This is a genomic window from Streptomyces sp. NPDC102279, assembly GCF_044766365.1.
Lineage (GTDB): Bacteria > Actinomycetota > Actinomycetes > Streptomycetales > Streptomycetaceae > Streptomyces.
Map to the genome: position 1 here is coordinate 37,005 of NZ_JBIWLU010000017.1, position 20,385 is coordinate 57,389.

At 71.3% G+C, this 20,385-nt stretch carries 19 protein-coding genes; 9 read left to right on the forward strand and 10 right to left on the reverse strand.

Features of this window, described 5'->3' with window-relative positions; all coding sequences use genetic code 11:
* Nucleotides 1-3 precede the first annotated feature (3 nt).
* Nucleotides 4-1,197: an RtcB family protein gene (locus tag ACIRQH_RS35495; RefSeq protein ID WP_388934000.1), complete on the forward strand. Its 1,194-nt coding sequence runs from the start codon at nt 4-6 to the stop codon at nt 1,195-1,197.
* 112 nt (nt 1,198-1,309) lie between these two features.
* Here the strand turns inward: ACIRQH_RS35495 and ACIRQH_RS35500 are convergent, their stop codons facing one another.
* From ACIRQH_RS35500 to ACIRQH_RS35510, 3 genes are all read right to left on the reverse strand, one after another.
* Complete coding sequence (locus ACIRQH_RS35500; protein ID WP_358818304.1) at nt 1,310-1,483, reverse strand: hypothetical protein; 174 nt, start codon at nt 1,481-1,483, stop codon at nt 1,310-1,312.
* Nucleotides 1,483-2,250, reverse strand: a complete 768-nt coding sequence (locus ACIRQH_RS35505) for an SDR family NAD(P)-dependent oxidoreductase (RefSeq protein ID WP_358818305.1) — start codon at nt 2,248-2,250, stop codon at nt 1,483-1,485. Before ACIRQH_RS35505 ends, ACIRQH_RS35500 begins: the two co-directional genes overlap by 1 nt.
* Nucleotides 2,251-2,422: 172 nt before the next feature.
* Nucleotides 2,423-2,761, reverse strand: a complete 339-nt coding sequence (locus ACIRQH_RS35510; RefSeq protein WP_351429354.1) for a YnfA family protein — start codon at nt 2,759-2,761, stop codon at nt 2,423-2,425.
* Nucleotides 2,762-2,932: 171 nt separating this feature from the next.
* Between ACIRQH_RS35510 and ACIRQH_RS35515 the strand changes: the two genes are divergently transcribed.
* Both ACIRQH_RS35515 and ACIRQH_RS35520 read left to right on the forward strand, forming a co-directional pair.
* Nucleotides 2,933-3,400, forward strand: a complete 468-nt coding sequence (locus ACIRQH_RS35515) for a hypothetical protein (RefSeq protein WP_404229141.1) — start codon at nt 2,933-2,935, stop codon at nt 3,398-3,400.
* A 168-nt stretch (nt 3,401-3,568) separates the two neighbouring features.
* A complete protein-coding gene (locus ACIRQH_RS35520; protein WP_404229143.1) occupies nt 3,569-4,066 on the forward strand; it encodes a MarR family winged helix-turn-helix transcriptional regulator in 498 nt (165 codons plus the stop codon).
* Here ACIRQH_RS35520 and ACIRQH_RS35525 read toward each other — a convergent pair.
* Nucleotides 4,039-4,452, reverse strand: coding sequence for a winged helix-turn-helix transcriptional regulator (locus tag ACIRQH_RS35525; protein WP_404229146.1), 414 nt, complete (start codon nt 4,450-4,452; stop codon nt 4,039-4,041). The two genes, ACIRQH_RS35520 and ACIRQH_RS35525, sit on opposite strands and share 28 nt — an antisense overlap.
* A gap of 124 nt (nt 4,453-4,576) precedes the next feature.
* Between ACIRQH_RS35525 and ACIRQH_RS35530 the strand changes: the two genes are divergently transcribed.
* Nucleotides 4,577-5,467, forward strand: coding sequence for a zinc-binding dehydrogenase (locus ACIRQH_RS35530; protein WP_404229149.1), 891 nt, complete (start codon nt 4,577-4,579; stop codon nt 5,465-5,467).
* Nucleotides 5,468-5,486: 19 nt separating this feature from the next.
* Here ACIRQH_RS35530 and ACIRQH_RS35535 read toward each other — a convergent pair whose 3' ends face one another.
* Complete coding sequence (locus tag ACIRQH_RS35535; protein WP_404229152.1) at nt 5,487-6,923, reverse strand: MFS transporter; 1,437 nt, start codon at nt 6,921-6,923, stop codon at nt 5,487-5,489.
* 167 nt (nt 6,924-7,090) lie between these two features.
* On the opposite strand from ACIRQH_RS35535, the gene ACIRQH_RS35540 reads away from it, so the two are divergent.
* Together ACIRQH_RS35540 and ACIRQH_RS35545 are read left to right on the forward strand one after the other, a co-directional pair.
* A complete protein-coding gene (locus ACIRQH_RS35540) occupies nt 7,091-8,182 on the forward strand; it encodes an LLM class flavin-dependent oxidoreductase (RefSeq protein ID WP_358818311.1) in 1,092 nt (363 codons plus the stop codon).
* Nucleotides 8,179-8,868 carry an FMN reductase gene (locus ACIRQH_RS35545; protein ID WP_388874599.1) on the forward strand — a complete coding sequence of 230 codons (690 nt, stop codon included), beginning with the start codon at nt 8,179-8,181 and terminating at the stop codon, nt 8,866-8,868. Before ACIRQH_RS35540 ends, ACIRQH_RS35545 begins: the two co-directional genes overlap by 4 nt.
* 104 nt (nt 8,869-8,972) lie before the next feature.
* On the opposite strand, the gene ACIRQH_RS35550 is transcribed toward ACIRQH_RS35545, so the two are convergent.
* From ACIRQH_RS35550 to ACIRQH_RS35570, 5 genes are all read right to left on the reverse strand, one after another.
* Nucleotides 8,973-10,379 (reverse strand): ATP-binding protein, encoded by a 1,407-nt coding sequence (locus ACIRQH_RS35550; RefSeq protein WP_404229277.1) that lies wholly within the window; start codon nt 10,377-10,379, stop codon nt 8,973-8,975.
* Nucleotides 10,380-10,523: 144 nt separating this feature from the next.
* Nucleotides 10,524-11,246 (reverse strand): response regulator transcription factor, encoded by a 723-nt coding sequence (locus ACIRQH_RS35555; RefSeq protein ID WP_358818314.1) that lies wholly within the window; start codon nt 11,244-11,246, stop codon nt 10,524-10,526.
* A 91-nt stretch (nt 11,247-11,337) separates the two neighbouring features.
* Nucleotides 11,338-13,296, reverse strand: a complete 1,959-nt coding sequence (locus ACIRQH_RS35560) for an amino acid transporter (protein WP_388874603.1) — start codon at nt 13,294-13,296, stop codon at nt 11,338-11,340.
* 168 nt (nt 13,297-13,464) lie between these two features.
* Nucleotides 13,465-15,477: an APC family permease gene (locus tag ACIRQH_RS35565; protein WP_388874838.1), complete on the reverse strand. Its 2,013-nt coding sequence runs from the start codon at nt 15,475-15,477 to the stop codon at nt 13,465-13,467.
* 64 nt (nt 15,478-15,541) lie between these two features.
* Nucleotides 15,542-16,120 carry a hypothetical protein gene (locus ACIRQH_RS35570; protein ID WP_388874606.1) on the reverse strand — a complete coding sequence of 193 codons (579 nt, stop codon included), beginning with the start codon at nt 16,118-16,120 and terminating at the stop codon, nt 15,542-15,544.
* A gap of 347 nt (nt 16,121-16,467) precedes the next feature.
* Here ACIRQH_RS35570 and kdpF point away from each other — a divergent pair, with 347 nt between their 5' ends.
* The 3 genes from kdpF to kdpB are packed head-to-tail and all read left to right on the forward strand — an operon-like array spanning nt 16,468 to nt 20,362.
* A complete protein-coding gene (gene kdpF / locus ACIRQH_RS35575; RefSeq protein WP_055544543.1) occupies nt 16,468-16,557 on the forward strand; it encodes a K(+)-transporting ATPase subunit F in 90 nt (29 codons plus the stop codon).
* Nucleotides 16,558-16,565: 8 nt separating this feature from the next.
* Nucleotides 16,566-18,230 (forward strand): potassium-transporting ATPase subunit KdpA, encoded by a 1,665-nt coding sequence (gene kdpA, locus ACIRQH_RS35580; RefSeq protein ID WP_404229157.1) that lies wholly within the window; start codon nt 16,566-16,568, stop codon nt 18,228-18,230.
* Complete coding sequence (gene kdpB / locus ACIRQH_RS35585; protein ID WP_404229160.1) at nt 18,227-20,362, forward strand: potassium-transporting ATPase subunit KdpB; 2,136 nt, start codon at nt 18,227-18,229, stop codon at nt 20,360-20,362. The genes kdpA and kdpB overlap by 4 nt, the downstream gene beginning before the upstream one ends.
* Nucleotides 20,363-20,385 lie beyond the last annotated feature (23 nt).

Below are 20,385 nucleotides of genomic sequence, written 5' to 3' on the forward strand. Positions count from 1 at the left end.
GATATGTCGTATGTAGAGGTGCCGGGCGCGAAGGTTCCCATCCGCATGTGGACCGATCCGGCGTCGGTCGAGGACGTGGCACTCCGTCAGCTCCAGAACGTGGCGACCCTGCCCTGGATCAAGGGGCTCGCCGTCATGCCGGACGTCCACTACGGCAAGGGCGCGACGGTCGGCTCGGTCATCGCGATGCGGGACGCGGTGTGCCCGGCCGCGGTGGGCGTCGACATCGGCTGCGGCATGTCCGCCGTCCGCACGTCCCTCACGGCCAACGACCTGCCGGGCGACCTCTCCCGCCTCCGCTCCAAGATCGAGCAGGCGATCCCGGTCGGCCGCGGCATGCACGACTCCCCGGTCACCCCGGACGCCTTCCACGGCCTGCCCACCGCCGGGTGGGACGACTTCTGGGGGCGGTTCGAGGGGGTGGCGGACGCGGTCAAGTTCCGCGAGGAGCGGGCCGTCAAGCAGATGGGGACGCTGGGATCCGGAAATCACTACATCGAACTGCTGCTCGACTCGGAAGGGGTTGTGTGGCTCACGCTCCATTCCGGTTCCCGGAACATCGGCAAGGAACTCGCCGAGCACCACATCGGCGTGGCCCAGAAGCTGGCACACAACCAAGGCCTGGTCGACCGGGACCTCGCGGTCTTCGTCGCCGACACACCCCAGATGGCGGCTTACCGCAACGACCTGTTCTGGGCTCAGGAGTACGCGAAGAACAACCGCACGCTCATGATGGCGCTCCTGAAGGACGTGGTCCGCAAGGAGTTCAAGAAGGCGAAGCCGACCTTCGAGCCGGAGATCTCCTGCCACCACAACTACGTCGCGGAGGAGCGGTACGACGGCATGGACCTGCTCGTCACCCGCAAGGGCGCCATCCGCGCGGGCTCCGGTGAGTACGGGATCATCCCGGGCTCGATGGGTACCAGCTCGTACATCGTGAAGGGTCTCGGCAACGAGAAGGCCTTCAACTCCGCCTCGCACGGAGCGGGCCGGCGCATGAGCCGCAACGCCGCGAAGCGCCGCTTCACGACGAAGGACCTGGAGGAGCAGACGCGAGGCGTCGAGTGCCGTAAGGACTCGGGTGTCGTGGACGAGATTCCGGGCGCCTACAAGCCGATCGAGCAGGTGATGGAGCAGCAGCGCGACCTCGTGGAGGTCGTGGCCAAGCTGAAGCAGGTCGTGTGCGTCAAGGGGTGAGCCCCGTGAAGGGGCCAACTGGCCAAAGGGCCCGAGCCGTTGCCGGCTCGGACCCTTTCACGTGGGTGCATGCGGGCGCCCGCGGACACACGTGGAGGCGCGTCGTGGGCGGTCACTTCGCGTGGAGGACCGCGTAGATCATGACGAAGGCGATGATGTGGATGCCGAAGAGGAAGTACGCGAGGTAGTACCAGACGAAGCGTTCGCGTTTCTTCTCCAGGGCGAGGCGGGCCTTCTCGCCGTCGTCCGGGGGGAGCCGGTCCTCGGGTGACGCCGGGGCGGGCATCACTGCTCCCTGTGGACCTTGGTGTTCGACGCCTGGGCGCGGGGGCGGACCACGAGCAGGTCGATGTTGACGTGGCTCGGGCGCGTGACGGCCCAGGTGATCGTCTCGGCGACGTCGTCCGCGGTGAGGGGCTGGGCGACGCCCGCGTAGACCTTGGCCGCCTTCTCCGTGTCGCCGCCGAAGCGGGTCAGCGCGAACTCGTCCGTCTTCACCATGCCGGGGGCGACCTCGATCACCCGGACCGGCGTGCCGACGATCTCCAGGCGCAGCGTCTCCGCGAGGACGTGCTCGGCGTGCTTGGCGGCGACGTAGCCACCGCCGCCCTCGTACGTGCCGTGGCCCGCCGTCGAGGACAGGACGACGACCGTGCCGTCGCCGCTGGCCGTGAGCGCGGGCAGCAGGGCCTGGGTCACGTTCAGGGTGCCGATGACGTTCGTCTCGTACATCTGGCGCCACTGGGCCGGGTCGGCCGTGGAGATCGGGTCGGCGCCGAGCGCGCCGCCCGCGTTGTTCACCAGCACGCCGATCGACTTGAACGCCGTCGCGAACTCGTCGACCGCGGCGCGGTCCGTGACGTCCAGGGCGTACGCCGTCGCCTGGCCGCCCGCCGCGGTGATCTCCTCCGCGAGCGCCTCGATGCGGTCCTTGCGGCGCGCGGTGATCACGACGCGGTAGCCCTCGGCCGCCAGCTGCCGGGCCGTCGCGGCGCCGATTCCGCTGCTGGCACCGGTGATGACGGCGATACGGGATGCGGCGGCGGGGGTCATACGGCTGCTCCTGCTCATCGGGCGGTGGCTCGCGCAGGCCGTCTGGCGGTGGCTCGGGCGGGCCGGCTGGGGTGTGTCTCCGGCAAGGATAGGTGGGTGCGGGTGGTGGGGGCCGGGGTGAGGTGCCCGTTCGGGCGCCGCGGGTGAGGGTGCGGGCGGGGTGAGGTGGGCTTCAGGCGCCGTTGCGGGGGCCGTACATGATCACGGCCATGCCGGCCAGGCAGATCAGGGCGCCGGTGATGTCCCAGCGGTCGGGGCGGTAGCCGTCGGCGACCACGCCCCAGGCGATGGAGCCGGCCACGAAGACGCCGCCGTACGCGGCCAGGATGCGGCCGAACTCGGCGTCCGGCTGGAGGGTGGCGACGAAGCCGTACACGCCGAGGGCCATCACGCCCGCTCCGATCCACAGCCAGCCGCGGTGCTCCCGTACGCCCTGCCAGACCAGCCAGGCCCCGCCGATCTCGAAGAGGGCGGCCAGGACGAACAGGGCGGCGGAGCGGGCGACGAGCATGCGGTCACTCTGGCACGGGGGCCGCGGGGGTCCGGCGGCCGGTTCGGCGCGGGGCGTCCGGGCGTCACCTGTTGGACGGCGCCTGAGGGGTGGCCAGGGTGGGATACATCCCGGGACGGCGGGTCGACGACCCGATGATCGTGATGGTTCGTGCCGGCGGAGGAAACAGCCATGTGGATGCTGAGTGCGGTGGGTCTGTTGGGTTCGGGGGCTGTGCTGGTGGGAGGCGTCGGGGGCCCGGGGGGTGCGGTGGCTCCCGAGGCGGATCTCGCCTACCACGGGTCCGCGTCCATGGCCGTGGGGCGGGTGGACGTCCGGCTGACGCCGCGGAACCACGGGCCCGACCCGGTGGACGACGCGACGGTGCGGCTGCGGTGGTCGGCGGCGCTGGACGACACCCAGGTGCTGCCGGACGGGTGTGCCCGGTCGGGCGAGCGGGTGGTGGTGTGCCGGACGGGGGCGCTGCCGGCGGACGGGCCGGGGGAGGAGATCCGGATGACGGTGCGGCTGCGGGAGGTCGCGTCCGAGGTGACGTTGGGGCTGGACACGGTCTGGGGTGGGGGGTCGGTGGACCGGAACCATGCCAATGACCGGCAGCAGGTGTTGGTGCTGGACACGGGGGACGCGTACGCGTTCTAGCCGGGGGCCCGGCCGCGCGCCGGGCGGTCCGGGTGCCCCCGGCCGGGCTCCGGCGGGTGGGGCAGGGGCGGAGGGGGGCGAGAAAGCGCCGGGACGTGGGGGACGACTGGGGCCGGGGGGAGGGCAGGGTGCGGCGTACGATTTCGGGGAGGCTCGGGAAGGGGCGGGATGACTGGGGATGCGCACGAGGGGCTGCTGGGTGAGCTGGCGGTCGTGTCCCGCCGGTACATGGCCTCGTACGCCCTGTTCAACCAGGCCCTCGCCGACCACGTCGGCCTGCACCCCACGGACGTGCAGTGCGTGAACCTTCTCAGCCTGGAGCAGGGTCCGGTGACCACCGGGCGGATCGCCGAGATGACCGGGCTGACGACCGGGTCGGCCACGCGGCTGGTGGACCGGTTGGAGAAGGCGGGCTATGTCGTGCGGGAGCGCGACGTGGTGGACCGGCGGCGGGTGCTCGTGGCGACCGTGCCCGAGAAGATCGCCGAGTTCGGCCGCATGTGGGACCGGCTGGGCGGCGGCTGGTACGCGCTGTTCGAAGGGCTCGACGACGCCGAAGTCGCCCTGATCATCGGGCATATGAGGCGGACGGTCGACTTCAGCGCGCGGCAGGTCGCGCGGCTTCGCGCCGGGGACCTTCAGGAGGCCCCGGAGGGCGCGTCGTAGCGCTCGCGGGCCTCGACGACCTCTTCGATGTGGTGCTCCGCCCAGTCCTTGACGGCGGTGAGCAGGCAGCTCAAGTTGCCGCCCAGGGGCGTGAGTTCGTAGTCGACGCGGACGGGCACGGAGGGGGTGACCGTGCGGGAGACGATGCCGTCGCGTTCCAGTGAGCGCAGGGTCTGGGTCAGCATCTTGGGGCTGACGCCGGCGATCTTGCGGCCGAGGTCGCTGTAGCGCATCGGGCCCCGGGCGTCGGCGAGCGCGCTCACGATCAGGCTGACCCATTTGTCGCTGATGCGGTCCAGGAGCTGGTTGGTGGGACAGCTCTTGATGAACGCGTCGTACTCGACGCGGGCCTGCAGTCGCCGCTGAGCCGCCGTCGTGGTCGCCATCGCTCACCTCCGGGTGACGTACGCACCTTGAGGTGCCTACTTACCAGAAGATAGTAGCTCTTCCTAGGGTAGTTGCAACGGGTGAGAGACCCGGGTAACCGGCTTGTGGATGGGGTGAGTTGGCATGCGTGCTGCTGTGGTGACGACGTTCGGTGGTCCGGATTCGGTCGAGATTGTCGAGGTGGCGGTGCCGGAGCCGGGGGTGAGGCAGGTGCGGATCAGGGTGGCGGCCGCGGCGGTCAATCCCGTCGACGCGGGGGTCCGTGCGGGGGTCTTCGGAGGCGCCGGGAAGCGGCTGGGGCTCGGGTGGGACGTGGCCGGGGTGGTCGACGCGGTCGGGGTCGCCTCCGGGTGGAACGCGGGCGACGAGGTGGTGGCGTTGGCGTACGGGACGGCCAAGTCCCTCGGTACGCACGCCGAGTACGTGGTGGTGGATGCCGACGCCGTGGCCGCCGCGCCCCGCTCGGTCGACGCGGTGCACGCGGCGGGCGTGCCGCTGAACGCTCTGGCCGCTGCGCGGGCTCTGGAGATGCTGGCCCTGGAGCCGGGGCGGAGTCTGCTGGTGACGGGGGCGGCCGGTGCGGTCGGCGGGTACGCCGTGCAGTTGGCGGCCCGGCTCGGGGTGAGTGTGACCGGGCTGGCCCGGGAGGCGGACGAGGGGCTCGTGCGGTCCCTCGGGGCGGACCGGTTCGTGTCGGGTGCGGTGGCCGCGGGGAGCGTGGACGCGGTGCTGGACGCGGCGATCCTGGGCGCGGACGCGCTGGAGTGGGTGCGCGACGGGGGCGCGTTCGTCGGTGTCATCCCGGGGGCCCACCCGGCGTCCGTACGGGGGGTGCGGACCGGATCGGTGGAGGTCGCCGCCGACGGGTCGCGGCTCGCGGAACTGGTGGCGCTGGTCGACGAGGGGGTGCTGACGACCCGGGTCGCCGAGACGTACGCGCTCGGCGATGCCGCCAAGGCGCACGCCCGGCTCGCGGAGGGCGGCCTGCGGGGCCGGCTGGTCCTCGTCCCCTAGGACCTCTGCCGGACAGGCCCTAGTGATGCTGGTCCTCGGGTGCCTTCAGCGGCAGCAGGCGCACGAGGGGGCAGCACAGCAGAGCGATGGCGGCGACGACGGTGAGGCTCACGGTGGTGGCGTGGGCCTCGCCGCCGCCGGAGTGGAAGTAGACGCTGGTGACGGCGGCGGCTCCGAGGGCGTTGGCGAGTTGCTGGACCGCGCCGAGCGAGCCGCCCGCGCTGCCGGCCTCGGCGGGGGCGATGTCGCCGATGGTGACGTCGTAGAGCGAGCCGAAGCAGGCGCCCATGCCCAGCCCGATGACGAACAGGGGCGGCACCAGGGCCCAGCTGCCGGTGCCGGTCCCGGAGGCGTGGACCAGGGCGAGGAGGTGGAGCGTTCCGGCGAGCGTGACGAGGAAGCCGATGAGGACGAGGCGTCGGCCCAGCCGGGCGATCAGGCCGTAGCAGGCGATCGAGGCGATGACGATGCCCGCGGACAAGGGCATCAGGGCGACCGCGGCGCCCGCGGGGGAGCGGTTGAGGCCCTGCTGGAGGAAGAGGGAGACGACGTAGAGGAGGCCGGCGACGGCGGCGAAGAAGACGACGCCGAGGATCAGCCCCGAGGTGAAGCCGCGGTTGTGCAGGAGCGAGGGCCGGATCAGCGGGCTGGGCGCGGTGCGCTGGCGGTGGCAGAACGCCGCGAAGAGCGCGAGGCCGGCGACCAGTGCGAGAACCGGGAGCGCCGTCCAGCCGTGCGCCGAGCCCTGGATGAGGCCGGTGAGCAGGGCGAGCATGGTGGCGCCGAGGAGTGCGGAGCCGGGGACGTCGACGGTGGTCGTGCGGTCGCCGGTGTCGTGGGGGAGCAGGCGGGCGGCGGCGAGCAGGGCGGCGCCGCCGAGGACGAGGTTGATGAGGAACATCGGGCGCCAGCCGAGTCCGGCGAGGTCCGCGTCGATGAGGAGTCCGGCGAGGATCGGGCCGCCGACGGCGGACAGTCCCATCACCGGCCCGAAGAGGCTGTAGGCCTTGCCGATCTGGTCACGGGGCCAGGTCGCGCCGAGGATGCCGAAGCCCTGCGGGATGACGAGCGCGCCGAAGGCGCCCTGGACGAGGCGGGCGGCGATGAGGGTGCCCGGTGTCGGGGCGAGGCCGCAGGCGACCGAGGCGGCGGTGAAGCCGGTGAGGCCGGTCAGGAAGAGCCGGCGGCGGCCGTACTTGTCGCCGAGCCGTCCGCCGAGGACGAGCAGGACGCCGAGCGCGAGGGCGTAGGAGGCGCCGAGCCACTGGACGAGGGCGGTGCCGCCGCCGAGGTCGTGGGTGATCGTCGGGGCGGCGATGTTCGTGATGGTGCCGTCGAGGAGGTCGAGGACGTCGGCGGCGAGGACGACGCCGAGGATCGCCCAGCGGGTGCGGGCGGATGGATGCGGGGTGCTTCGCAGGCCGTTTTCATCTGCGTCATGCAATGTCTGTGTCACGCAGATAAATGTCGGGCATGGAGGGGGGTGCGGTCAAGAGGTTTGCGCGGGAGAGGGGTGCGAGGTGGGGATGCCGGCCGCCGTCGAAGGCTGTCGCGGAATACCTGGGGCGGGGTGGTGGTTCGAGGGTATAGTTGAACCGTCAACAACTTGGAGGGTGAGCGACCATGCAGTTCGGGATCTTCAGCGTCGGCGATGTGACTCCGGACCCGACCACGGGCCGGGAGCCGAGCGAGCACGAGCGCATCAAGGCCATGGTCGCCATCGCGCAGAAGGCCGAGGAGGTCGGCCTCGACGTCTTCGCGACCGGCGAGCACCACAACCCGCCGTTCGTCCCGTCGTCCCCGACCACCCTGCTCGGCTACGTCGCGGCGCGCACCGAGAAGCTCGTCCTGTCCACGTCCACGACGCTGATCACCACCAACGACCCGGTGAAGATCGCCGAGGACTTCGCGATGCTCCAGCACCTCGCCGACGGACGCGTCGACCTGATGATGGGCCGTGGCAACACCGGTCCCGTCTATCCCTGGTTCGGCCAGGACATCCGGCAGGGCATCAACCTCGCCGTCGAGAACTACGCGCTGCTGCACCGCCTGTGGCGCGAGGACGTGGTGACGTGGGAGGGCAAGTTCCGTACGCCGCTCCAGTCGTTCACGTCGACGCCGCGACCGCTGGACGGGGTCCCGCCGTTCGTCTGGCACGGCTCCATCCGCTCGCCGGAGATCGCCGAACAGGCCGCGTACTACGGCGACGGCTTCTTCCACAACAACATCTTCTGGCCCGCCGACCACACCAAGAAGATGGTCGAGCTCTACCGCGAGCGGTACGCGCACTACGGGCACGGCACCGCCGAGCAGGCGATCGTCGGCCTGGGCGGGCAGGTCTTCATGCGGCCCAACTCGCAGGACGCGGTGCGGGAGTTCCGTCCGTACTTCGACAACGCGCCGGTGTACGGGCACGGCCCTTCGCTGGAGGACTTCACCGAGCAGACCCCGCTGACCGTCGGCTCGCCGCAGCAGGTGATCGAGAAGACGCTGGCGTTCCGCGACTACGCCGGTGACTACCAGCGCCAGCTGTTCCTGATGGACCACGCCGGGCTGCCCCTCAAGACCGTGCTTGAGCAGCTCGACCTCCTCGGCGAGCAGGTCGTGCCGGTGCTGCGCGAGGAGTTCGCCAAGGGGCGGCCTGCCGACGTGCCGGACGCGCCGACCCATGCGGCCCGGGTGGCCGCCGCCCAGGAAGAGGTGACCGTCGCATGAAGCTCGTCGTCGTCTCGGCGGGGCTGAGTGTCCCGTCGTCCACGCGGCTGCTTGCCGACCGGCTGGCGGCCGCGACCGCCGGCCGGGCGGCCGGGGCCGGCCTCGTCGACGTACACGTCGTCGAACTGCGGGACCTCGCCGTCGAGATCGCGCACAACTTCACCAACGGGTTTCCCGGGCGGGCCCTGTCCGCCGCGATCGACGACGTGACCTCGGCGGACGGGCTGATCGTCGTCACCCCGGTGTTCTCCGCCTCGTACAGCGGGCTGTTCAAGTCCTTCTTCGACGTGCTCGACAAGGACGCGTTGGCAGGGAAGCCGGTGCTGATCGGGGCGACCGGGGGTACCGGGCGGCACTCGCTGGTCCTCGAACACGCGCTGCGGCCCCTGTTCGCCTACCTGCGGGCCGTGGTCGTACCCACCGGGGTGTACGCGGCTTCGGAGGACTGGGGTGCGGAGGGGTTGGCCGAGCGGATCGAGCGGGCTTCGGGGGAGCTGGCGGTGCTGGTGTCCGCCCTGGTGGGTGGGGCGGCGCCCGCTGCCCCGGGCCGGGCCGAGTCCGGGTCCAGCACTCCGACTGCGGGCGCGTCCGGCTCATCCGTCCCCGCTCAGGGGAGCGTGGGTGCTCGCGAGGACGGGTTGCGGGTGGTCCCCTTCGAGGAGCAGCTCGCGGCGCTGCGGCGGTAGGCGTTCTTTCGCCCCCTCCGCCCCTACCCGTCCCGACCCGGGGCGCCGCCCCGGACCCCGCTCCTCAAGCGCCGGAGGGGCTGGAAATCTGGGCCCTCCGGGGCTCAGGCGCCCGTCGTGAAGCCGATCACCGTGCCGCCGCCGGGGCGGGCGTGCGCGAACGGGGTGCCTCCGTGGGCCGTCGCCACCTCGCGGACGATGGACAGGCCGAGGCCGGAGCCGGGCAGGCTGCGGGCGTCGGCGGCGCGGTAGAAGCGGTCGAAGACGCGGACGAGGTCGTCCTCGCCGATGCCGGGACCGCGGTCGAGGACCTCGACGCGCAGCGGGCCGGGGCGGCCACCGGGTTCACCGGGGCGCCCGGTCACCACCACCTCGATCGGTGACGTGCCGCCGCGGTCGAACTTGGCCGCGTTCTCCACGAGGTTGGAGACCGCGCGCTGGAGGGCGGTCGGGCGGCCGTCGACCGTGGTGTCGCCCGTGACGTCGAGGGTGATCTCCCGGCCGGTGCGCCGGCGCGCGACGATCACGGCGTCCTCGGCGAGTTCGGCGAGGTCGAGGAGTCGTACGGGCTCGGCGTCGGACTGGCCGGCCGCGAGGGCGACCAGTTCGTTGACCAGGTCGGTCAGCTCGCGGGACTCCAGGGCGAGATCGGCGACGAGTTCCTCGCGCGCGTCCGGCGGCAGCTCGTCGATCCGGCGCAGCATGGAGATGTTCGTGCGCAGCGAGGTCAGCGGTGTACGGAGTTCGTGGCCCGCATCCTGGACCAGGCGGCGCTGGTCCTCCTCGGACTGGGCGAGGCGGCCGAGCATCCGGTCGAAGGAGCGGCCGAGCCGGCCCACCTCGTCGTAGCCGGTGACCGGCACCTGGATGCCGAGATGCCCGGTGCGCGCGACGTCCTCGGCGGCCCCGGCGAGCCGCACCAGCCGCCGGGTGATGCGCCGGGCCAGCCACCAGCCGAAGAGCCCGGCGGCGATGACGACGGCCCCGACGAGCAGCACGGTCCGCTGCTGGAGCTCGCGCAGCAGGTCCTCCGTGTCGCTGAACTGCTGGGCGACCTGGACCGCGCCGCGTCCGCCACCGAGGGAGACGGTCGCGAGCCGGTAGCGGTCGCCGGCGACGTCGACGTCCTTGTGTTCCTCGACCTTTCCCGCGGTGGCGTCGTCGGCGATCGCCCGGTCGTGGCCGTCCACGGGCAGGGGCGGGCTGCCGTGGTCGACGACCGTGCCGCCCTGCCCGAGCACCTGCACGTCGGTGCGGCTGGGCCGGATGATGTCGTCGAGGGGGCCGTCGTGGTCGCGGTCGGAGGCGGCGAAGTCCTGTGGTTGCAGCGGGTGTTCGCGTACCTGGTCGCGCAGGTCCTGGACGACCTCGGCGAAGACGGTCTGCTGGTCGACGCGTACCAGGCGGGCGGCGGCGTCGTAGCTGAGGAAGCCGACGAGGACGGTGACGGCGGCGGCGACGGCCGCGAAGGAGACGGTGAACACGGCGCGCAGGGACGACAGCTGCCGCAGCCGTCCGGACGTGCCGGGGAACCGGGATCCCCACGAGGGTCCCGGCCCGCCGCCGCGGCGCTGCCGGGCCGCACCGGGGAGAGGACTCCCGTCGCCGGGTCGGCCCGTCCGGCCCGGCTCGGGGTCCGCCGGACCCGGTGGCACTCAGTCCTCCCGGAGCACGTAGCCGACGCCCCGGACGGTGTGGATCAGGGACGGGGTTCCCGGCTCGTCGAGCTTGCGGCGGAGGTAGCCGACGTAGACGGCGAGGTTCTTGGAGCCGGGGCCGAAGTCGTAGCCCCAGATGCGGTCGTAGATCGTGGAGTGGTCGAGGACGATGCCGGCGTTGCGGACGAGGAGTTCGAGGAGTTCGAACTCGGTGCGGGTCAGTTCCAGCTCGCGCTGCCCGCGCCAGACCCGGCGGGCCTGTACGTCCATGCGCAGCCCGGCCACGGAGATCTGTCCGGCGGTGGCGCGCGGCTCGCGCGGCGCGGGCGCCGCGCTGTCGTCGAGGGGGCCGTTGCCGGTACGGCGCAGCAGCGCGCGCAGCCGGGCGAAGACCTCCTCGACGTCGAACGGCTTGACCACGTAGTCGTCGGCACCGGCGTCGAGGCCCGCGATGCGGTCGGCGGTCTCGACGAGTGCGGTGAGCATGAGGATCGGGGTGCGGTCGCCCTCGGCGCGCAGGACGCGGCAGACCTGGAGGCCGTCGATGCCGGGCATCATCACGTCGAGGACGAGGACGTCCGGTGGGGTGCGGTGGGCCTGGGCGAGCGCCTCCACCCCGTCGGCGACGGCCGTCACCTGGTAGCCCTCCAGGGTCAGCGCTCTTTCCAGGGCGTGACGGATGGCGCGGTCGTCCTCGGCGAGCAGCACAGTCTGGGGCACCCGGCCAGTCTGCCAAGCACCGGGCGGGTGCGGCGTGGCGGGCGGGTCCCGGGGCGGGCTTCTTACCGGCCTCTCACTCCGTCGGGCGGGGTCAGCCGACGTGGACGCGGGGGCGGCGGGCGCGGTCGGGCTCGGCCTCGCGGAGCACTTCGCGGGTGACGGGGGCGACCTCGCCCTGGCCGAAGAGGAAGAAGCGCAGGAAGTTGGTGAACGGGTTGCCCTCGGTCCACTCGAAGTAGACGTGCGGGATGCAGCCGGTGGTGTCGCGGACGTGCAGGAGCAGGGCGGCGAGCGCGTTGGGGATGGAGGAGGACTCCAGGGTGAGGACGCGGTAGCGGCCGTGCAGCACCTCGCCGCGTACGTTCATGACCGACTCGAACTCGGAGGGGTCGAGGACGGTGACCTCCAGGAAGACGAAGTCCTCCTGGGCGGGGAGGTCGTGGTCGGCGCGGATCTGCTCGACCTTCTCGCGGTACTCGGTGATGTCGCGGTTGTCGGGTTCGTTGGCGATGAACCGGATGCGCCGGCTCGCGATGTCGCGGACGAACCGTTCGGCCATCGGGTCCACGGTCACGCTGGTGACGCGCAGCTCGAAGGCGCGGGCGAGCCGGGAGAGGAAGGACACGAGGATGATGCCGGCGATGAAGCAGGCGCCGATCTTCACACCGTCGGGGCGTTCGATGACGTTGACGACGGTCGTGTAGAGGAAGACCGCCGAGATGACGGCGAAGGCGATGGTCCAGTGCTTCTGGCGGGCCTTGCGGGCGGCGATGGTGACGGCGATGGCGGCGGAGCTGATCAGGACGAGGACGCCGGTGGCGTAGGCGCCGCCCTGGGCGTCGACGTCGGCGTCGAAGATCCAGGTGACGAGGAACGCGATCAGGATGAAGACGATCACCATGGGGCGGACGGCGCGTGCCCAGTGCGGGGCCATGCCGTAGCGGGGGAGGTAGCGCGGCATGAGGTTGAGGAGTCCGGCCATGGCGGAGGCTCCGGCGAACCACAGGATGGCGATGGTGGAGGCGTCGTAGACGGTGCCGAAGGCGTTGCCGAGGTATTCGTGGGCCAGGTAGGCGAGGGCACGGCCGTTGGCCTGGCCGCCCGACTCGAACTCCTTCTCGGGGATCAGCACGGTGGTGATGAAGCTGGTCACGATGAGGAAGACGCTCATGATCACGGCGGAGGTGGTGAGCAGCTTCTTCGTGCCGCGGATGCGGCCGGCCGGGTTCTCCTCGGTGTCGCCGGAGTCGCCCTCGACGTGCGGCATGACGGCGACGCCTGTCTCGAAGCCGGAGAGGCCGAGGGCGAGTTTCGGGAAGACCAGCAGGGCCACGCCGACCATCGCGAGGACGTTGCCGTGTTCGGCGGTCAGGGCGGTGGACCAGTCGGTGACGACGTGTCCGTGGGCGGCGACCTGCCACAGTCCGGTCACCGCGACCACGACGTTGAGGCTGAGGTAGATGCCCACCAGCACCACGGCGACGCCGATGGCCTCCAGGAAGCCCTTGAGGAAGACGGCGCCGAGCAGGGCGACGAGGGCGAGGGTGATCACCATCTGCTTGTCGTGCAGGACGCTGTTCAGGTGGGGGTTCTCCACCAGGTGGGTGGAGGCGTCGGCCGCGGAGAGGGTGATGGTGATGAGGAAGTCGGTGGCGGCGAAGCCGAGCAGGGTGAGGACGAAGAGCTTGCCCTGCCAGAACGACAGGAGCCGTTCGAGCATCGAGATCGAGCCTTCGCCGTGCGGGCTCTCCTCGGCCACGCGGCGGTAGACCGGCAGTGCGCCCGCGAGCGTGACGAAGACGAGCACGACGGTCGCGACGGGGGACAGGAGGCCGGCGGCGAGGGCGGCGATGCCCGGCTGGTAGCCGAGGGTGGAGAAGTAGTCGACGCCGGTCAGGCACATGACGCGCCACCAGCGCTGGCCCTTGTGGACGGGCGCGGGCTGGGCGGCCCGGGGCAGCTGTCGGCCCTTGCCCTTGCCCATGTCGGACAGGCCTTCCAGCATCCAGGCGCGCAACCGGCTCGGCGGGGCGTGCTCGGGGCTGGCCATCGGCGGCTCTCCTGACGTACGGCTCGGCGATCGTTTCCGGCCATCCAGGAGACGGCGTCATCAGCGTATGCAGAGAGTGATCCCTGGGCCCACGCCTGCCGGGGGCCTCCGCGTCAAGCTTGCGTTAAGACCCGCTGGTCGCGCATCACGGGGACGGCGAGGGGGCGGCTACGGACGTCCCTGCCGTGCGGGTTGCGGCGGGACCGGCTCGCCCCGGCGGACCGCACCCGGCGCACGGCCCGTCGGCCGGTTCGCGTGTGCGGAGGAGCTGAGCTGCCAGGGCACGCTCGCCACCATCACGCCCGGGGTGAACAGCAGCCGGCTCTTGAGCCACAGGGCGGACTGGTTGTGCAGGGCGTTCTCCCACCAGTGGCCGACGACGTACTCGGGGATGAAGACGGCGACGACGTCGCGCGGGCTGTCGCGGCGCACCGAGCGCACGTATCCGACGACCGGTCTGGTGATCTCGCGGTACGGGGAGTCGACGACCTTCAGCGGCACGTCGATGGCGAACTCCTCCCAGTGCCGGAGCAGCTCGTCCGTCGCCTCCTGGTCGACGGAGACGGTCAGGGCCTCCAGCCGGTCGGGGTGGATGGCGCGGGCGTAGGCCAGGGCCCGCAGGGTCGGCTTGTGGACCTTGGAGACGAGGACGATCGCGAGGACCCGGCCGGGCGGTACGAGTTCGGCGTGCGGGTCGGTCACCGCCAGCTCGGCCGCCGTGGCGTCGTAGTGGCGTCGGATCGCCCGCATCATCAGCCACAGGACGGCCGCCGCGAGGACGGCCAGCCACGCGCCCTGGGTGAACTTGGTGGTCAGGACGATGAGGAGGACGAGGCCGGTGACGACCGCGCCCACCGCGTTGATCACGCGCGCCGTCTGGTGACGGCGTCGGGTGACCGGGTCGGGTTCGGTGCGCAGCGCGCGGTTCCAGTGCCGCACCATGCCGAGCTGGGAGAGGGTGAACGAGGTGAACACGCCGAGGATGTACAGGTGGATGAGGCTGGTGACGTTCGCCCGGTAGCCCCACAGCAGCAGGCCCGCGACGATCGCGAGGGCCAGGATGCCGTTGGAGAAGGCCAGCCGGTCGCCCCGGTTGTGGAGCTGGTGGGGCAGGTAGCGGTGCTGGGCGAGGATCGAGGCCAGCAGCGGGAAGCCGTTGAAGGCGGTGTTCGCCGCGAGGATCAGGACGAGGGCGGTCACGGCCTGGATGAAGTAGAAGCCGAAGCTGTGCTCCCCGCCGAACACGGCCGCCGCGATCTGTGCGATGACCGTGCGCTGCGTGTAGGTGGCGCAGTCGCCGCCCAGTCCGGTCAGCCGGCACGCGTCGTCGGTGATGTGCACCTTCGCGACCAGCGCCAGCGTGGTGACCCCGACGAACATGAGGACCGCCAGGCCGCCCATCGCCGCGAGGGTCGTGGCCGCGTTGCGCGACTTGGGCTTGCGGAACGCCGGTACGCCGTTCGAGATCGCCTCCACGCCGGTCAGCGCCGTACAGCCGGAGGAGAACGCGCGCAGCACCAGCATCACGAGGGCCAGGCCCGTCAGATGGGCGTCGGAGGCGGCGGGCCGGACTCCGTAGGCGGCGCTCTCGGCGACCGGCGCGTCCCCGAGGGCGTACCGGATCAGGCCGGTGATCACCATGATCAGGACACCGCCGATGAACAGGTACGTCGGTGCGGCGAAGGCCCGGCCCGACTCGCGCATCCCGCGCAGGTTGATGGCGGCGAGGACGGCGACGAAGACGAGGGCCATCAGGACGCGCTGGTGGGCGAGGGCGGGGATCGCCGAGATGATGTTGTCGACGCCGGATGCGACGGAGACGGCGACCGTCATCACGTAGTCGACCAGCAGGGAGGCGGCGACGACCAGACCGGCCGAGGGGCCGAGGTTCGTGGACGCCACCTCGAAGGAGCCGCCTCCGCTCGGATAGGCGTGCACCACCTGCCGGTACGACAGCACCACGACCGTCATCAGCGCCACCACCGCGCCCGCGATCCACGGCGTGAAGTGCAGGTACGCCAGCCCGCCGAGGGTGAGGACGAGCAGGATCTCCTGCGTCGCGTAGGCCACGGACGACAGTGGGTCGGAGGCGAAGATCGGCAGGGCGAGCCGTTTGGGCAGCAGGGTCCCGTGCAGCTCGTCGCTGCGCATCGCCCTGCCGATCACGAGCCGTTTGAGCATCCCCGTCACGTTCAGCACGGGCGGAGGGTAAGCCGGGACAGGGGGGTGCGGGCGGTCCCGACACTCAGTCCAGCCCGGACAGCTTGAACACCGCCCGTGCGGCCTCGTCGTCGACGCGCTCGCTGACACGGCGCAGCGCGGTCGTCCCGCAGACGAGGGAGCCGCGCAGCGCGGAGACGCGGGCGTCCTCGTCGAGGCGGTGCCACAGGGCCGGGTTGGCGACCAGCAGACGCGGGTCGATCTCGACGCGCGCGCCGGAGGTGTCGCGCAGGACGAGCCGCTGCCCGACCCCGTCCAGACAGCGCACGGACACCAGGTGGTCGGTGCGGACCCGCCGGGTGCCGAGGAGCCCGCGGGTGCTCAGCCAGCCCTCGCCGACGGCGACCCGGACCGGGTACAGGACGAGGAGGAGCAGCGCGCCGAGTCCCGTCCACAGCAGGACGCGGGGGCCGGTGAGGGTGCCGGCCGCGTGGTCGATCAGCAGCAGGAGGGCGAGCAGGAGGGCCGAGCAGCGGACCGCGCCGCGCAGGTCCCGGGCCCAGTGGAGGTCGTGCGCCACCTCCGGGGAGGGGCGCGGGGCCGGGCCGGGGGTCCGGGGCGGGGGCAACTCGACCGCTTCACGCGGATCGTCGCGGCGTTCCATGCCGTCGACGGTAGGCACCCGCGAGGCCGGACCCGGCATGCCTTGACGGGTCTCTGACGTGCCGCGGCGTCAAGGATGCGACAGGGCCGGGGCCCTCGCCACCGGCCGCTCCGGGGCACTCCGCCGCGGGTTCCGCGCCGCCCCGTCAGGGATGCGTCAAAGGGACGCCGTGGCCCGTATGAGAGGCGTCAACGGTGGCCGAAACGGGTCGCGGGGGCGGTTTCCTCTAGTCGTCAGTCCGATCCGAACCTCATCTAGGAGCTCACGATGGCCGACGTGGCCTTCGTCGTCACCACGATCGCGGTGTTCGCGCTGGTGGCCCTCGTCGCCAAGGGGGTGACCAAGCTGTGACCGCCGAGAACATCGTCGGCCTGATCGTGGCCGTCGCCCTGCTGGGCTATCTCGTCCTCGCCCTGGTCTTCCCGGAGAGGTTCTGAGCCCTGATATGAGCCCCGTCCTCTCCGGCGTGCTCCAGCTGCTCGCTCTCATAGCGGCACTGGCCCTCGCCTACCGCCCCCTCGGCGACCACATGGCCCGGGTCTACTCCTCCGACAAGCACCTGCGTGTCGAGAAGTGGATCTACAAGGGCATCGGCGCCAACCCGGACGCCGAAATGCGCTGGCCCGCCTACCTGCGCGGTGTCCTCGCCTTCTCGGCGGTCAGCGTCCTCCTCCTCTACCTGCTCCAACGGCTCCAGGGCCACCTGCCCGGCTCGCTCGGCTTCGCCGCCATCGACCCGGACCAGGCGTTCAACACCGCCGCGTCCTTCGTGTCGAACACCAACTGGCAGTCGTACTACGGCGAACAGGCCATGGGCCACGTCGTGCAGACCGGCGGCCTCGCGGTGCAGAACTTCCTGTCCGCCTCGGTCGGCATCGCCGTCGCCGTCGCTCTCGTGCGCGGCTTCGCCAGGTCCCGCACCGGTGAACTGGGCAACTTCTGGGCCGACCTGGTGCGCGGCACCGTGCGCATCCTGCTGCCGATCGCGGTGCTCGCCGCGATCGTGCTCGTCGCGTGCGGCGCCCTCCAGAACTTCTCCGGCATCCACGCGGTCGGCCAGTTCTTCGGCGGCTCGCAGCAGTGGAACGGCGGTGCGGTGGCCTCGCAGGAGGCCATCAAGGAGCTGGGCACCAACGGCGGCGGCTACTTCAACGCCAACAGCGCCCACCCCTTCGAGAACCCCACCCCGTTCACCAACCTCTTCGAGATCTTCCTGATCCTCCTCATCCCGTTCGCCCTGACCCGCACCTTCGGCCGCATGGTCGGCTCGCTGCGCCAGGGCTACGCGATCCTCGCCACGATGGTGACGATCTGGATCGGCTTCACGGCGCTGATGATGTGGACCGAGTTCGCCCACCACGGCCCGGCGTTCGACATCGCCGGCGGGGCGATGGAGGGCAAGGAGACGCGCTTCGGCGTCGGCGGCTCGTCGATCTTCGCGGTGGCCACGACCCTGACCTCGACCGGCGCGGTGGACTCCTTCCACTCCTCCTTCACCGGTCTCGGCGGCGGCATCACCATGCTGGGCATGCAGCTCGGCGAGATCGCCCCCGGTGGTACCGGATCCGGCCTCTACGGCATGCTGATCATGGCGATCATCGCGGTGTTCATCGCCGGCCTGATGGTCGGCCGCACCCCCGAGTACCTGGGCAAGAAGATCGGCACGCGCGAGATCAAGTTCGCGGCCGTCTACATCCTCGTCACCCCGGCGCTGGTGCTCGTCTTCACCGCCGCCGCGATGGCCCTGCCCACCCCGGGCAACTCGATGACGAACAGCGGCGCGCACGGCTTCTCCGAGATCCTGTACGCCTACACGTCCGGCGCCAACAACAACGGCTCGGCGTTCGCCGGTCTGAACGCCGACACGCAGTGGTTCAACAGCACCATCGGACTCGCGATGCTGCTCGGCCGCTTCCTGCCGATGGTGTTCGTCCTCGCCCTCGCCGGATCGCTCGCCGAACAGAAACCGGTCCCGGCGACCGCGGGCACCCTGCGTACCGAAAAACCCCTGTTCACAGGGTTGTTGGTGGGCGCGATCCTGATCATCACCGGTCTGACCTACTTCCCGGCCCTCGCTCTGGGCCCGCTGGCCGAGGGGCTGGCGTCATGACCACTCGTACCGAGAACCAAGAGGACGCGATGTCCACAGCCACTCCGGCCCGGGCGCCGCACAGCGACCTGGCGACCGGCCACCACCAGGACGAGGGAAGGGTCGGCGCGGGGCTGTTCGACCCGAAGCAGCTCCTGCGGTCGCTGCCCGACGCCCTCCGCAAGCTGGACCCGCGGATCATGGTCAAGTCGCCCGTGATGTTCGTGGTCCTCATCGGCTCCGTGCTGACCACCGTCTTCTCCTTCAAGGACCCGGGCGACTGGTTCGGCTGGGCGATCAGCGCCTGGCTGTGGCTCACCGTCGTGTTCGCCAACCTCGCGGAGGCCGTGGCCGAGGGCCGCGGCAAGGCGCAGGCCGACACCCTGCGCAAGGCCAAGACCGACACCGTGGCCCGCCGGCTCTCCGCCGACGGCCGCACCGAGGAACGGGTGCCCGGTACCGAGCTGCGCGTCGGTGACCTCGTGGTCTGCGAGGCGGGCGACATCATCCCCGGCGACGGAGACGTCGTCGAAGGCGTGGCGTCCGTCGACGAGTCCGCCATCACCGGCGAATCCGCCCCGGTCATCCGGGAGTCGGGCGGCGACCGCTCGGCCGTCACCGGCGGCACGAAGGTCCTCTCCGACCGCGTCGTCATCAAGATCACGACGAAGCCGGGCGAGACCTTCATCGACCGGATGATCGCGCTCGTCGAGGGCGCCGCACGGCAGAAGACACCCAACGAGATCGCGCTGAACATCCTGCTCGCGTCCCTCACCATCGCCTTCCTGCTCGCGGTCGCCACCCTGCCGCCCTTCGCCGACTACGCGGGGACCCACCTCACGATGGTCGTCCTGGTGGCCCTCCTGGTCTGCCTGATCCCCACCACCATCGGCGCGCTGCTCTCCGCGATCGGCATCGCGGGCATGGACCGCCTGGTGCAGCGCAACGTCCTCGCCATGTCCGGCCGGGCGGTCGAGGCCGCCGGAGACGTCTCGACCCTGCTCCTCGACAAGACCGGCACCATCACCCTCGGCAACCGCCAGGCCTCCGAGTTCGTGCCGGTGACGGGCACGACCGAGGCCGAGGTCGCCGACGCCGCCCAGCTCTCCTCGCTGGCCGACGAGACACCCGAGGGCCGCTCCGTCGTGGTCCTGGCGAAGGAGCGGTACGGACTGCGCGAGCGACACCAGGGCGAGCTGTCCGGTGCCGACTGGATCGCCTTCACCGCCCAGACCCGTATGTCGGGCGTGGACGTCGACGGGCGCAGCATCCGGAAGGGCGCGGCGGGTTCCGTCGCCGCCTGGGTCAGGGAGCGGGGCGGCACGGTCTCCGAGGACACCGACACCCTCACCGACCAAATCTCCGAGGCGGGCGGCACCCCGCTGCTCGTGGCCGTCCAGGACGCACGCGGCGCCCGCGTCCTGGGCGTCATCCACCTCAAGGACGTCGTCAAGGAGGGCATGCGCGAGCGGTTCGACGAACTGCGCCGCATGGGCATCAGGACCGTCATGATCACGGGCGACAACCCGTTGACGGCGAAGGCGATCGCCGACGAGGCGGGCGTCGACGACTTCCTCGCGGAGGCGACTCCCGAGGACAAGATGGCGCTCATCAAGCGGGAGCAGGCGGGCGGCAAGCTCGTCGCGATGACCGGCGACGGCACCAACGACGCGCCCGCCCTCGCCCAGGCGGACGTCGGCGTGGCGATGAACACGGGCACGTCGGCCGCGAAGGAGGCCGGCAACATGGTCGACCTCGACTCGAACCCGACCAAGCTCATCGAGATCGTCGAGATCGGCAAGCAACTGCTGATCACCCGGGGCGCGTTGACGACCTTCTCGATCGCCAACGACGTCGCCAAGTACTTCGCGATCATCCCGGCCCTGTTCGCCGCGGTCTACCCGGGCCTGGACAAGCTCAACGTCATGCACCTGTCCTCGCCCGACTCCGCGATCCTGTCCGCGGTGATCTTCAACGCGCTGATCATCATCGCGCTGGTCCCGCTCGCCCTGCGGGGTGTGCGGTACCGGCCGGTCAGCGCCGACCGGCTGCTGCGGCGCAACCTTGGGATCTACGGCCTCGGCGGCCTGGTCGCGCCGTTCATCGGCATCAAGCTCATCGACCTGCTCATCTCCCTCATCCCCGGGCTCTAACTCCTCGAAAGCGTGCTGATCGC